The following is a 14,396-nucleotide window of genomic DNA, read 5'->3' on the forward strand; positions in this document are numbered from 1 at the left end:
CGCTGAATTTCAACGTTTGGAACACCTTTTATTTTTACGATTATTTTACTTTTAGTACGCCATCATGCTCATCGTTTTTCCAAAGCTTGCCGCTTTTCTTTTGTCCTAATGCCCAGAAAATAACAGCAACTGCTACTACTAATACAACTACAGGTACACCTAAAGTAATTGGCCAGAATAAGTTTTCCATCTTTTTTCGCTCCCTTAATAAAAAATGTATGTATACTTTCTTACATTCATTATTTCATCAAGAACGATTAATGTAAATATTTACAAGGTGACTAAATTCGTAACGATTGTTTAAAATTCATGTTTTTTCACTAAATATACATATTTTAGCTAATTTACTCTCTTTTCACCAAAAGAAAAAGGATTTTCAAGCGCACGATGGCTACTTGAAAATCCTTTAGGAAAATCGAACTTATTATCCGATTGAACCTTCCATCTCGAATTTGATTAGGCGGTTCATTTCTACTGCATATTCCATTGGTAGTTCTTTTGTGAACGGCTCGATGAAGCCCATTACGATCATTTCTGTCGCTTCTTGTTCAGAAATACCACGGCTCATAAGGTAGAATAATTGTTCTTCAGATACTTTTGAAACTTTCGCTTCGTGTTCTAAAGATACGTTATTGTTTAAGATTTCGTTGTATGGAATTGTATCTGATGTAGATGCATTGTCCATGATTAATGTGTCACATTCGATGTTTGCACGAGCGCCAGTAGCGTTCTTACCGAATTTAACTTGACCCATATACGTAACCTTACCACCTTGTTTAGCAATCGATTTAGATACGATTGTTGAAGATGTATTCGGTGCTAAGTGAATCATTTTCGCACCAGCGTGTTGATGTTGACCTTTACCAGCAATCGCGATTGATAATGTCATACCACGTGCGCCTTCACCTTTAAGGATACATGCTGGGTATTTCATTGTTAATTTAGAACCAATGTTACCGTCGATCCATTCCATTGTACCGTTTTCTTCAACTACAGTACGTTTTGTAACTAGGTTGTATACGTTATTTGCCCAGTTTTGGATTGTTGTATAACGGCAGTAAGCGTTCTTTTTAACAATGATTTCTACTACAGCTGAGTGTAGAGAGTTTGTAGTATAAACTGGTGCTGTACAGCCTTCTACGTAGTGTACAGCTGCATCTTCGTCTACGATGATCAGCGTACGTTCGAATTGACCCATGTTTTCAGAGTTAATACGGAAGTAAGCTTGTAATGGTGTGTCTAATTTAACGCCTTTAGGCATATAAATGAATGATCCACCAGACCAAACTGCTGAGTTTAAAGCAGCGAACTTATTATCTGTATAAGGAATTACTGTACCCCAGTGTTTTTTGAAAATTTCTTCGTTTTCTCTTAACGCTGAGTCTGTATCTTTAAAGATGATTCCCATATCAGTAAGATCTTGCTTCATGTTATGGTAAACTACTTCAGATTCATACTGAGCAGATACACCTGCAAGATATTTTTGTTCTGCTTCAGGAATACCTAATTTATCAAATGTTGCTTTGATTTCTTCAGGTACCTCATCCCAAGATTTTTGTGTAGCTTCAGATGGTTTTACGTAATACGTAATTTCATCGAAGTTTAACGATGCAAGGTCGCCACCCCATTGTGGCATTGGCAATTCATAGAATTTATTAAGAGCTTTTAAGCGGTAATCAAGCATCCACTGTGGCTCATCTTTCATGTTTGAGATTTCACGTACGATTTCTTCTGTTAATCCACGTTCAGAACGGAAAATTGATACGTCCTTGTCATGGAAGCCATATTTGTAATCGCCGATATCAGGCATTTTTTTAGCCATGTTGTCTCCTCCGTTCATTAACTAAAAGTGTAAAATCGCTCGTTTAGCTGTGACAGATGTTGGAGAACTCTGACAAGTGTGCTCGCACACGCAGGAAGCGATCGAAACATCCGAACAGCTAGCGATTTTACCTGGATATTAACTAAAAGTGCTAAAGTGCTCGTTCAGTCACGACAGGCACTGGAGAAAGTCACATAGTGTGCTTGCACGCGAAGTGACTTTTGAAGTGTCCGAGTGGCTAGCGCTTTAGCCTGGATATTAACTAAAAGTGCTAAAGTGCTCGTTCCACCAGGACAAGCGCTGAAGTGTCCGAGCGGCTAGCACTTTAGCCTAACTTGCATTATTTCATTTCGTTTTTTACGCCTTTTTCCATTGCTTTCCAAGCCAATGTTGCGCATTTAATACGCGCTGGGAATTTTGCTACACCTTGTAGTGCCTCTATATCCTCAAGCTCGTACTTTTCATGATCGAAGTCTTCACCTAGCATCATTTTCGAGAAAATTTCTGCAAGCTCTAAAGCTTCTTCGACTTTTTTACCTTTAACGATTTGAGTCATCATTGATGCAGAAGACATTGAAATTGAGCAGCCTTCGCCGTCAAATTTCGCCTCTTCTACGATACCATCGTTAACTTTTAGTGTTAAATGGATACGATCCCCACAAGTTGGGTTGTTCATATCGATTGTGACACTATTTTCTTCAAGGGACCCCTTGTTACGAGGGTTTTTATAGTGATCCATAATTACGGAACGGTATAGTTGATCTAAATTATTAAAAGACATCGCCAAAATACTCCTTCGCTGAGCGCAATCCTGCAACTAAAGCATCGATATCAGATTCGTCATTATACATGTAGAAGCTTGCTCGAGCTGTTGCAGTTACATTTAACCATTTCATTAACGGTTGAGCACAGTGATGTCCTGCACGAACAGCAATGCCGCCCATGTCTAGAACTGTTGCAACATCATGTGGATGAACATCATCTAAATTAAATGTTACTAAACCACAACGTTTGTTTGCATCACGTGGACCATAAATTGAAAGACCATCAATTGTCGATAATTGTTCCATCGCATAGCCTGCTAAAGCGTGCTCATACGCTGCAATATTATCTAATCCAATCTCAGTTAAGAAATCGATTGCCGCACCAAGACCGATTGCACCTGCAATGATCGGAGTACCAGCTTCAAATTTCCAAGGTAGCTCTTTCCATGTTGAATCGTATAAGCCTACGAAATCAATCATTTCTCCGCCAAACTCAACTGGTTCCATGTTTTCTAAAAGCGCTTGTTTACCATATAGTACACCAATACCCGTTGGAGCACACATTTTATGCCCAGAGAACGCTAAGAAATCACAATCTAAATCTTGAACATCAATTTTTAAATGTGGTGCTCCCTGTGCAGCGTCTACTACCATAATTGCACCATTTTCATGCGCAATTTTAGCAATTTCTTTGATTGGATTAATTGTACCCATAACATTCGAAGCCATTCCAATTGAAACAATGGCTGTATTTTGTGTTATTGTTGCACGGGCTTTATCTAAGTTTAAAGTTCCGTCTGGCTCTAAGTCGATATATTTTAAAACAGCACCCTTTTCTTTCGCAACTTGTTGCCAAGGAATTAAGTTTGCATGATGTTCCATGTGTGTGATAACAATCTCGTCGCCCTCTTTTAGGTTTTGACGAGCATAACCAGAAGCCACTGTATTAATAGAAGTTGTTGTCCCACGAGTGAAAATAATTTCTTTCGTAGAATCCGCGTTAATAAATTTACGAACCTTCTCACGTGCCCCTTCATAAGAATCTGTTGCACGGTTCCCTAATGTGTGAACACCACGGTGAACATTTGAGTTATCGAATTCATAATAGTTTTTAACTGCTTCAATTACTTGAATTGGCTTTTGTGAAGTAGCTGCACTATCAAGATATACAAGAGGATTTCCATTGATTTCTTGATTTAAAATTGGAAAATAACTTTTAATGTCTTTTGGTATCATTATCGAACTTTCCTTTCGATAACCTCCGTCAGCTGTTTTTTAACGCCTTCGATTGGAAGGTTAGTAACAACTGGCGCAAGGAATCCATGAATGACAAGGCGCTCTGCTTCTGTTTTTGAGATACCACGACTCATTAGATAATACAATTGAGTTGGGTCTACACGTCCAACAGATGCTGCGTGTCCTGCTGTTACATCATCTTCATCAATTAAAAGAATAGGATTGGCATCACCACGAGCTTTTTCAGAAAGCATTAACACGCGAGATTCTTGCTCTGCGTTTGCTTTTGTCGCTCCGTGCATAATGTGACCAATTCCGTTAAAGATTGATTGTGCGGCGTCTTTCATAACACCGTGTTTTAAAATTCGACCGTCAGAGTTTTTACCCCATTGACGAATTAATGTTGTGAAGTTTAATTTTTGTTCACCACGACCTACAGTAACCATTTTGAAGTCAGATGTAGAATTGTCGCCAATTAAGTTTGTAGTGTTTTCATAAACAGTATTACCATCATTCATTAAGCCTAATGCCCAATCAATTTTTGCATCACGTTCAACGTGACCACGACGGCTCATATATGAAGTGAAGCCTTTTGCTAAGTTATCTACTGCACCAAACGTAACTTGCGCATTGTTTTTTGCAATTACTTCTGTAACAACGTTTACTTGGCCTTTTGCTTCTTCAAATGTAGAAATATATGTTTCTACATATGTTACTGCTGAAGATTCTTCTGCTACCACTAATACATGGTTGAATAATGAAGCTTCTGCATTATCATTTATGAATACCACTTGTAAAGGTGTTTCGATGACTACGTTACGTGGAACGTATACGAAAATACCGCCATTTACTAATGCTGCATGGTAAGCTGTTAACTTATTTTCATCAACTTTTACAGCTGTTGTCATGTAATATTTTTCAACTAAATCCGCATGCTCGCGAATAGCAGTTTGAATATCTGTGAAAATAACACCTTTGTTTACAAGTTCGTTAGAAACTTTAATATATGCAGGTGTGTTGTTACGTTGAATATAAAGGTTTTCTTGACCTTCTGTATCAATGATTGCCTTTGCTTCTTCAGGTAGTTCTTCAAGTGATGTATATGCTGCACTTTCTACTGTATGTGCAGGAAAATCAATGAAGTTCCATTTTGTAATATTCGTTCTATCTGGTTTTGGTAATTCAAGCGCAGCAGCTTTTTCTAATGCGCTCACGCGGAAATCAGCGAATGCTGCTGGTTCATCGTTTTGTTCAGAGAACGAGCGTACTTCTTGTGCTGATAACGCTAATTTAGTTTCAACCGTCATCTTCGTCGTCCTCCTTAATTATGCTTCTTCTGTAATAGCGTCAGTATTCTCGATACCTAACTCTTGTTTAATCCATTCGTAACCATCAGCTTCTAAACGTTGCGCTAATTCTGCACCGCCAGATTTCACTACTTTACCTTGCATCATTACATGTACTTTATCAGGAGTAATGTAGTTAAGTAGACGTTGGTAGTGAGTAATCATTAAGCATGCAAAGCCTTCGCCACGCATCTCGTTAATCCCTTTAGATACTACTTTTAATGCATCGATATCTAAACCAGAATCAATTTCGTCTAAAATACCGAAAGTTGGTTTGATCATCATCATTTGTAGAATTTCGTTACGTTTTTTCTCACCACCAGAGAAGCCTTCGTTTAAGTAACGTTGTGCCATTTCTTCTGGCATTTCTAAGAATTCCATAGTTTTGTCTAATTCACGGATAAATTTCATTAATGAAATTTCATTGCCTTCTTCGCGACGAGCATTAATTGCTGATCGTAAGAAGTCTGCGTTTGTTACACCCGTAATTTCTGATGGATATTGCATACCTAAGAATAGACCAGCTTTCGCGCGTTCATCTACTTCCATTTCTAGTACGTTTTCACCGTTGATTAAAACTTCACCTTGAGTTACTACATATTTAGGGTGACCCATAATTGCTGAAGCTAATGTTGATTTACCAGTTCCGTTTGGACCCATGATTGCGTGTACTTCGCCAGTGTTAATAGTAAGGTTTAAACCTTTTAAAATCTCTTTTCCGTCAATTTCAACGTGAAGATCTTTAATTTCTAAAGTTGTCATTAAATTACCTCCAAATGTTCATTTGCACGACACATGCATGCTAAATTAATTTCATACCCAATCTTACCCGAAATGGATGTGCGTTGCAAATAGTTTAGAATGATTTTAAATAAAAATTCTCTATCATTTTTTAAAAACTCTTTCTATTAGTCTGTTTCTACTATATAAACAGCAGTTTGATTGAATTCTTTATTTTCATTAGGTAAGTTTCAAATGAGAATCAATTTCACTTATTTAATTGATTTAATTGGATTATTTATTTTTCTAATGCGGAAGTAGATTTAGGTTGACAAGCGTCTTCATTAAACGTTTTCTAATAAATTGTGGCGTTTAAAAGTAGGTGCCGTTTTCTTACTATAGATTGTTCATTAAATAAATGTAGATTAAGGGATTGTAAGAGTTTATTTCAACCACGTAAAAACGCCACTTCAACATGTGAAATGGCGTTTTTTAATTATTATATTAGTTTTTTACTAAGGCCTCTGTTAGGTAATAGTGGACGCTTGCAGCAACGCCTCGCCCTTCTTTAATCGCCCAGACGATGAGGCTTTGACCACGTCTTGCGTCTCCCGCTGCAAATACACCTGGTACATTTGTTTCGTAATCTTTAATAGATGCACGGATGCGGTTGTTTGTTACCTCTGTGCCGAAATGTTCTGGTGTTTCTTTTTCCGTACCTTCGAAGCCAATTGCGACAAATACATGCTGTGCTGGCCAAACTTTTTCTGTGCCTGGTAGCTCCTTGAAGTAATGGAAGCCATCTTCACCTAGAATTTTTTCCATTTGAATGGTGTGCAACTCTTTTACGTTTCCTTTTGCATCTTTTACGATTTTTGTCGTTTGGATGCAGTATTCACGAGGGTCACCACCATATTTTGCATCTGCTTCTGCGTAGGCATAGTCTAATTTATAAATGTTCGGATCTTTTGGCCACATCGTTTCATCTGTACGTGTTAACGCTTGCTGTGGATGCTTACCAAATTGATAGACGGAACGGCAATTTTGACGAAGTGCTGTTGCAACACAATCTGCACCTGTATCACCACCACCGATAACGATGACATCTTGCCCCTTCACGTTTAATCCCTTTTTATCTTTAAAATTTGAATCTAATAGACTTTTTGTAACGCCCGTTAAATAATCCATCGCTAAATGAATATTTCCAGCGTCACTACCTTCCATATGGAGTTGACGTTGCTTTTGAGCACCCGTGCATAAAATAACGGCATTAAAATCTGCCTGTAGCTGTTCTTTTGTTAAGTCTTTTCCGATTTCTGTGTTTGCGATAAATTTAATACCTTCTAATGAAAGTATGCCTATACGTCGATCAATCAATTCTTTTTCTAGTTTCATATTTGGAATACCATACATTAATAATCCGCCAAAACGGTCCGAACGTTCAAATACTGTGACATTATGACCTAATTGATTCAATTGGTCGGCTGCTGCCAAACCTGCTGGACCTGATCCAACGATTGCCACTTTATACTGTGTGCGCTCTTTTGGGATACGTGGCGTTACCCAACCATTTTCAAAACCTTTATCAATAATTGTGCGTTCAATTGATTTAATTGCCACTGCTGGGTCCGTAATTGCTAATGTACAAGAGCCTTCACAAGGTGCTGGACATACGCGCCCTGTGAATTCTGGGAAGTTATTCGTCATATGAAGACGATCCAGTGCTTCCTTCCACTTTCCTTTGTACACTAAATCATTCCACTCTGGGATGACATTATGAATCGGACATCCCGCAGCTGTGCCTCGAATCTCTATTCCCATATGACAAAATGGTGTACCACAATCCATACAGCGAGCGCCTTGCGTTTGCAACTTTTCATCTGGTAGCTTGCTTGTATATTCACTCCAACTCGAAATACGGTCTAGTGGTGCTATTTCCTGCCCTTTTTCACGCTTAAATTCCATAAACCCTGTTGCTTTCCCCATGCTAGAACCCTCCTCTTATTTCGAACTCACAAGCTTTTTTTGATTTTCAGTTGTTTCAATAAACGCCTGCATCGCTGCATTTTCATCTGTTAATCCATTTAATTTATGTTGCTCAATTTTTTCAAGAATTGCTTTGTAATCTGTTGGTACAACCTTCACAAATTTCGGTACGAACTGCTCCCATTTTGCTAAAATATCCAGCGCATAAGTACTATCTGTTTCCTCTAAATGTTTAATAATTAATTGTCGTACCATTTCGATTTCATGTGTATTTGATAACTTTTCAAATTGAATCATTTCCATATTACATTGCGCTTTAAACTTTGCTTCGTCCGTCGGTAAAATATATCCGATACCACCTGACATCCCTGCACCAAAGTTTTGACCAACGTCACCTAATACGACAATTTTACCGCCAGTCATGTATTCACAGCCGTGGTCACCAATCCCTTCAACTACAATGTTCGCACCTGAGTTACGAACACCAAAGCGATGCCCTGCACGACCGTTAATAAATGCTTGCCCGCTCGTTGCACCATATAAGCAAACATTCCCTGCAATGACGTTTGTTTCTTGCTCGCCCTTAATCGGTGCAATCGCTACTACTTTACCACCTGATAAACCTTTACCGAAATAATCATTGACGTCCCCAACAACACGCATCGCCATCCCGCGTGGTATGAATGCGCCGAAGCTTTGACCTGCATGCCCTGTGAATGAAAGTTGAATTGTATTGTCTGGTAAGCCGACTTCACCATATTTACGTGAAATTTCACTCCCCACAATGGTTCCCATTACTCGGTCTGTATTTTTAATTGGGTAGCTAAGTTCAATTGCTTGTTTGTCTGCAATTGCTTGCTCTACTTTCGGTAATAATTCACGTACATCGAAGCTTTCAGCAATGTGATGATCTTGCACTGTTTGCTTTGTACGTACCCCTTGCATTTGGTGAAGTAAAGCAGATAAATCTAATTGGCTTGCTTTCCAGTGTTGTTTTGATCGCTCTGAAATTTGTAATACATCTGTACGGCCAACCATTTCATCTACTGTACGGAAACCTAAAACACTCATGTATTCGCGCATTTCTTCTGCGATAAAGCGCATATAATTGACTACATGATCGGCGTTCCCCATAAATTTTGCACGTAGCTCTGGATTTTGTGTCGCCACACCAACTGGACAGGTATCTAAATGACACGCACGCATCATCACACAGCCTAATACGATTAACGGAGCTGTCGCAAAGCCGTATTCTTCCGCACCAAGTAGTGCCGCCATCACAACGTCTTTTCCTGTCATTAACTTACCGTCTGTTTCTAAAACGACGCGATCACGAAGACCATTTAGCATTAATGTTTGATGAGCTTCCGCTAAGCCAAGTTCCCATGGTAATCCTGTATGCTTAATCGATGTTTTCGGTGATGCCCCTGTACCGCCGTCATAACCCGAAATAACGATGACGTCCGCTGCACCTTTCGCCACACCAGCTGCGATTGTACCAACCCCTGCTTTTGCGACAAGCTTTACGGAAATACGTGCGTAACGGTTGGCATTTTTTAAATCATGAATGAGCTCCGCCATATCTTCAATGGAATAAATATCATGATGCGGTGGTGGTGAAATTAAGCCAACACCTGGTGTAGAACCACGAACATCTGCTACCCAAGGGTATACTTTGTTCCCTGGTAGTTGCCCACCTTCACCTGGCTTTGCTCCTTGCGCCATTTTGATTTGCAGCTCATCAGCATTCACTAAGTAATGTGATTTCACACCGAAACGACCTGAGGCAATTTGCTTAATGCTTGAACGGCGGTTATCCCCATTAGAATCCTTTGTGAAGCGAGCTGGATCTTCCCCACCTTCTCCTGAATTCGAGCGTGCACCTAGTTTATTCATCGCAATCGCTAATGTTTCGTGTGCTTCTTTCGATAACGAACCAAAAGACATCGCACCTGTTTTGAAGCGTTTAACAATCGAGTCTACCGATTCAATTTCTTCCATCGGTAATCGGCGCTCAGCCTTTTTGAACTCAAATAAATTACGTAAGAAACCGATGCGTTCTTCATTGGCCATTTCCGCATACATTCTATATAACCCGTAATCATTTTTCCGTGTTGCCCATTGCAGTGTATGAATCGTTTTCGGATTAAACGCATGGTGCTCACCATCTGCACGCCATTGGAAATCAGAACCCGATTGTAGCTCTGCACTTATTGATGCAATAGCAGCATCGTGACGACGTTTCGCCTCTTCGCCAATTGTTGCTAAATTAATGCCATCAATTTGAGATGCTGTCCCTGTAAAGTATTCATCAATAACCGCTTTTGAAATACCAACCGCTTCAAATACTTGTGCACCGCGGTAAGATTGCACTGTTGAAATACCCATTTTTGACATGACTTTTACAACACCATCTGCAGCCCCTTTACGGAATTTTTGAACGGCCTTTTCATACGAAACGTTTAAATGCTCTTTTTCAATAGCTTCTGCTAGCGTTGCGTATGCTAAATATGGATGAATGGCATCGACACCAAAGCCAATTAGCGCTGCAAAGTGATGCACCTCACGAACCTCTGCGCAATTGACAATGATGCTCGCATTTGTACGTAATCCAATACGCACTAAATATTGATGAATCGCACTTGCCGCAAGTAACACAGGAATCGTTAATTGTTTCGCGTCTTCTTCATAATCCGTTAATACTAAAATTGTTCTACCACCAAATATTGCGGCTTCTGCTTCCGTTTTAATACGATTTAATTCGATTTCTAAATTTTCAATATATTTGAGCGAGATTTCTGCTACTTGGAAAGCTTCCTCCTCGTTGTCTAGTAGTTGTTCATATTCTGCTGTCGTTAATACTGGCGTATCGAGCATAATACGGCGGGCATTCGTTGCTGTAGGATGTAAAAGGTCCCCTTCTGCTCCTAGAAGCGTCATCGTTGAAGTCACAACATGTTCACGAATTGAGTCGATTGGTGGGTTCGTTACTTGTGCAAATAACTGTTTGAAATAATTGAACAACGATTGCGGACGATTTGATAATACGGCAAGCGGTGAATCATTCCCCATGGAACCAAGTGGATCTTTTCCTTCTTTCGCTAAGGGGACAATATATTTTTGTACGTCTTCATATGTGTAACCATGAATTTTCTGGCGTAATGTTAAATCATTTACCTCTACGGCTTTTTCTTCACTTACGTCAAGCTGAATCATGTTTTCTTCAAGCCACTTTGCGTACGGCTCAGCTGTTGCCATTTCCGCTTTCAACTCTTCATCAGAAATGATTTTTCCTTGCTCCAAATCAATTAGTAGCATACGTCCCGGGCTTAAACGGTCTTTATACAAAATATCTTCTTCCGCATAATCAACAACGCCCGTTTCAGAAGAGAAAATCACGTGATCATCTTTCGTAACATAAAGTCTTCCTGGGCGTAAACCGTTACGATCTAAAATCGCGCCAATTTGTTTACCATCTGTGAAGCAAATTGCTGTCGGACCATCCCAAGGTTCCATCAAACTTGAATGGTATTGATAAAACGCTTTACGATCTTCTTCAATACGTGGGTTTTCCGTCCATGGCTCTGGAATCATCATCATTGCTGTTTGTGCTGGTGAGCGACCCGCTAATACGAAAAATTCAAACGCATTATCGAGCATCGAAGAATCCGAACCTGTTTGATCGATAATTGGTAATAACTTTTCTAAATCATCACCAAAAGCTTCTGAAACAAATTGTTGCTCCCGTGCACGCATCCAGTTAATATTGCCGCGAAGTGTGTTAATTTCTCCGTTATGAATGATGTAACGGTTCGGGTGTGCGCGTTTCCAAGATGGGAATGTGTTTGTTGAATAACGGGAATGCACTAGCGCTAATGCTGATACGAAACTTTCATCTTGTAGGTCAATATAAAAATCACTCACTTCTTCAGGAGCTAGTAACCCTTTAAACACCATCGTTTGACTTGAAAGACTCGGAATATATAATTCATAGCCTTGCTGTGCTGCCCAGTGTTCTACTTGTTTACGAATAACATAAAGTTTACGTTCAAACGCCTTTTCGTCCGCGGCTGTTGAACCAATAAACACTTGACGTACAACTGGTGCACTACTTTTTGCTATATCGCTTAAATTTTCTTTATTCGTAGGTACAATTCTCCAGCCGATTAGTTCCTGGCCTTCTTGTTCAATTAATTCGTTCATCTTTTGTTCAATTTTTTGCTCTTGAACTGCGTCATCCGTCAAAAAGATTTGGCCCACACCATATTGTCCTTTTTTAGGTAACTGTAAATCCGGACAGTTGTATTTAAAGAAAGCATCTGGAATTTGTACCATTAAGCCTGCGCCGTCGCCTGTTTTACCGTCTCCCCCACGTCCAGCACGGTGCTCTAAGCGACATAACATTTCTAAACCATTTTTCACGATGTCATGTGATGCAATCCCTTTTATGTTGGCATACATTCCGATACCACACGCATCATGCTCAAACTGTGGATCATATAACCCTTGCGCTATAGGTAACTGATGAAAACTCATAAAAATTCCCCCTCATTCTTCCATTACATATTTACATTTTAAAGTTATCAGAATAATATAAACAATATATAGTTTGGATAGGAACCATCTATTTTCTAGATTAATGGGGTGTAACTAGTGGAATTACGACAATTACGTTACTTTGTCGAGGTAGCAGAACGCGAACATATTTCGGAGGCAGCAGAGCATCTACATGTTGCCCAGTCTGCGATTAGTAGACAAATTGCCAATTTGGAAGAGGAGCTCGGAACGCCACTTTTTGAACGTATCGGACGTAACGTCAAACTAACACCAATTGGTAAAATTTTTTTAGAACACAGTATTACGGCTTTGAAGGCCATTGATTTTGCAGCCAAACAAGTAGAAGAACATTTAGACCCTGCAAAAGGAACCATTAAAGTCGGCTTTCCAACAAGCTTGGCAAGCTACGTCTTACCGACTGTCATCTCTGCATTCAAAAAAGAATTCCCAGATATTTCATTTCAATTACGTCAAGGCTCGTATAAATACTTAATTGAAGCGGTAAAAAATCGAGAATTAAATTTAGCATTGCTCGGTCCATTACCTCCTAAAGATGAGGCAATCGATACAACTGTCCTTTTTAGTGAGAGCATTTACGCCTTACTTCCAGCGACACACCCGCTCGCAAAAAAAGAGACTATCAATTTAATTGATTTACGCAATGACGATTTCGTACTTTTCCCTGAAGGCTATATTTTACAAAAAGTGGCGGTCGATGCTTGCCGTTCAGTTGGTTTTTTACCGAATATTACTTCTGAAGGCGAAGATATGGATGCATTAAAAGGATTGGTAGCTGCAGGTATCGGAGTCACACTTTTACCAGAAAGCTCACTCTATGATTCTACGCCGCGCATGACCGTCAAAATGCCAATCGCAATCCCAGTCATCCGTAGAAATGTTGGCATCATTGCACCAACAACAAGAGAACTTGCACCGTCTGAACAAGTATTTATCGATTTTGTATCGAAGTTTTACTCACGATTAACACGTTTTCAATAAAAAAATGCCTACTGTTAAAGAATATCCTTCAACAGTAGGCATTTTATATTTTAAAGATTATTTTGAAACCGGTACTACAGAGCCGCCCCATTCTTCAAGAATGAAATCTTGAATTTCTTTTGAATGTAATGCTTCTACTAATGCTTTAATTTCTTTTGAATCTTCATCACCAGATTTAACCGCGATAATGTTTACGTATGGTGAATCTCCAGACTCGATTGCGATAGAATCTTTTAATGGATTTAACCCATTATCGATAGCGAAGTTTGAGTTGATTAGTACCGCGTCGCCCTCTTCATTTTCATACATTTGCACTAAAAGTTCTGCTGCAGTATCCGCATCAAATACAAAGTTTTTCGGATTTTCTACGACATCTTTAATTTCTGCTTTTGTTTTATCAATTCCATCAGCTAAAGTGATTAAACCTTCTGCTTCAAGTAATGACAACATACGACCGTGGTCAGCTACTGAGTTTGAAAGTAAAATTGTTGCACCTTCTGGTAATTCACTTAAAGATTTATATTTTTTAGAGTAAATACCAATTGGCTCGATATGGATATTACCTGCATTGGCAAAATCATAGTCGAAATCGGCTTTTTGGCTTTCGAAGTACGGAATGTGTTGGAAGTAGTTGGCATCTAAATCACCAGACTCTAAATCTTTGTTTGGTAATACGTAATCCGTATATGATTCGATTTCTAATTCGATGCCTTGCTCCGCTAAAATTGGTTTTACCTTTTCTAAAATCACGGCATGTGGTGTATTTGATGCACCGACTACTAATTTGTCATCATCGTTGCCACATGCTGCTAATGCTAATACAGATGCCCCTAAAATAACGCTTGATAATAATTTTTTCATTGTTTAAAACCCCTGTCTTGTTTTGTTTTTACGCCTTCGTTTTTCCAAAACTTTTTTATATTCAGTAAATTACATTTGTAGACGCTCGCTCATTTCAAACTTGCG

10 protein-coding genes are annotated in these 14,396 nt (G+C 39.2%); 1 reads left to right on the plus strand and 9 read right to left on the minus strand.

The window, feature by feature from the left end:
- Nucleotides 1–40 precede the first annotated feature (40 nt).
- The 8 genes from DCE79_RS18660 to gltB form a co-directional block, all read right to left on the minus strand.
- Nucleotides 41–190, minus strand: coding sequence for a hypothetical protein (locus DCE79_RS18660; RefSeq protein WP_168214707.1), 150 nt, complete (start codon nt 188–190; stop codon nt 41–43).
- A gap of 234 nt (nt 191–424) precedes the next feature.
- The gene (gene sufB, locus DCE79_RS14255) at nt 425–1,822 is read right to left on the minus strand and encodes a Fe-S cluster assembly protein SufB (protein WP_108713663.1); all 1,398 of its coding nucleotides are present in this window, start codon (nt 1,820–1,822) and stop codon (nt 425–427) included.
- A 340-nt stretch (nt 1,823–2,162) separates the two neighbouring features.
- Nucleotides 2,163–2,603, minus strand: a complete 441-nt coding sequence (sufU, locus tag DCE79_RS14260) for a Fe-S cluster assembly sulfur transfer protein SufU (protein WP_108713664.1) — start codon at nt 2,601–2,603, stop codon at nt 2,163–2,165.
- Entirely contained in the window at nt 2,593–3,822 is a 1,230-nt protein-coding gene (locus tag DCE79_RS14265; protein WP_108713665.1) for a cysteine desulfurase, read from the minus strand. Before DCE79_RS14265 ends, sufU begins: the two co-directional genes overlap by 11 nt.
- Nucleotides 3,822–5,129 carry a Fe-S cluster assembly protein SufD gene (gene sufD, locus DCE79_RS14270; RefSeq protein WP_108713666.1) on the minus strand — a complete coding sequence of 436 codons (1,308 nt, stop codon included), beginning with the start codon at nt 5,127–5,129 and terminating at the stop codon, nt 3,822–3,824. Before sufD ends, DCE79_RS14265 begins: the two co-directional genes overlap by 1 nt.
- An 18-nt stretch (nt 5,130–5,147) precedes the next feature.
- A complete protein-coding gene (gene sufC, locus DCE79_RS14275) occupies nt 5,148–5,930 on the minus strand; it encodes a Fe-S cluster assembly ATPase SufC (protein ID WP_108713667.1) in 783 nt (260 codons plus the stop codon).
- 462 nt (nt 5,931–6,392) lie between these two features.
- Nucleotides 6,393–7,874 carry a glutamate synthase subunit beta gene (locus DCE79_RS14280; RefSeq protein WP_108713668.1) on the minus strand — a complete coding sequence of 494 codons (1,482 nt, stop codon included), beginning with the start codon at nt 7,872–7,874 and terminating at the stop codon, nt 6,393–6,395.
- Between the two features lie 15 nt (nt 7,875–7,889).
- Entirely contained in the window at nt 7,890–12,410 is a 4,521-nt protein-coding gene (gene gltB / locus DCE79_RS14285) for a glutamate synthase large subunit (RefSeq protein WP_108713669.1), read from the minus strand.
- Between the two features lie 117 nt (nt 12,411–12,527).
- On the opposite strand from gltB, the gene DCE79_RS14290 reads away from it, so the two are divergent.
- Nucleotides 12,528–13,430, plus strand: coding sequence for a glutamate biosynthesis transcriptional regulator GltC (locus DCE79_RS14290; RefSeq protein WP_108713670.1), 903 nt, complete (start codon nt 12,528–12,530; stop codon nt 13,428–13,430).
- Between the two features lie 57 nt (nt 13,431–13,487).
- Here DCE79_RS14290 and DCE79_RS14295 read toward each other — a convergent pair whose 3' ends face one another.
- Nucleotides 13,488–14,291 carry a MetQ/NlpA family ABC transporter substrate-binding protein gene (locus DCE79_RS14295; protein ID WP_108713671.1) on the minus strand — a complete coding sequence of 268 codons (804 nt, stop codon included), beginning with the start codon at nt 14,289–14,291 and terminating at the stop codon, nt 13,488–13,490.
- Between the last annotated feature and the right edge of the window lie 105 nt (nt 14,292–14,396).

The organism is Lysinibacillus sp. 2017 (assembly GCF_003073375.1).
Lineage (GTDB): Bacteria > Bacillota > Bacilli > Bacillales_A > Planococcaceae > Solibacillus.